The organism is Vibrio sp. 03_296 (assembly GCF_002265885.1).
Genome location: NZ_NPKW01000757.1, coordinates 1 through 740, shown reverse-complemented (window position 1 = coordinate 740; position 740 = coordinate 1). Strand labels below are relative to the sequence as shown.

General features: G+C 50.7%; 1 pseudogene. It reads right to left on the bottom strand.

Annotation, left to right across the window (positions count from 1 at the left end):
• Nucleotides 1-722 (bottom strand): annotated as a pseudogene (locus CIK04_RS27660) (glycosyl transferase family protein); the annotation flags it as partial.
• Between the last annotated feature and the right edge of the window lie 18 nt (nt 723-740).

Below are 740 nucleotides of genomic sequence, written 5' to 3'. Positions count from 1 at the left end.
CACACGGTTTGGCTCACTTTGGGATTAAACTCCGACTCTCCCGACTGGCCTTTAAATGAGATCACGCCATGCTCGGTATAGCCGATTTCATCTTCCACTTCCGCGTGCAACTGCTGGAAACCAGGGTGGAAACTGCCACGCAGGCCGATTTTCGCCCGCCTGGGTTAAGCGCGCGAACGACAGTGTTGATCGGAGTTCTCAGACCATAACGACTTTTCCAACCAATCATTTTCTCCGCCATTGGCGCAAAATTGCGCAGTGGCAGATAAACGATGCCATCTTGCTCAAGCACAGTTTGGGCTTCTTGCGTAGAGCCCGCCTCACTCAAGCCTAATGCCGCTAAATAATGCTCTGCAGTGTTCACGCCCAGCGGGTTTGTCGTTGTATCCGTGGAGCAGAACTTTGTAGCCATTATCGGCAAAATTTTGCCGCAAGAAGATGCCAAGGCTTACCCGCAGAGGCACGTTTTCCCGCATAACAAGGCCAATCAATGTCTGCGCCAAGGTTAGGTACTCGACTTTGGAAAGCTTTAACAAATCCCGCGATCTCTTGACGGGTCTCATTTTGCACTCGGATCAGCATCAGCAGCATCGCCATTTGATCATCACCCACTTGACCATCGAGATACTCATCCATAACTTGATAGGCTTGTTCAAACGTCAGGGTTTACGCCCACGCTCACCGCGTCCAACCGTGCGGATACATTCCAAAATTGTGCTCATACTTCCTCGTTGTTCTTT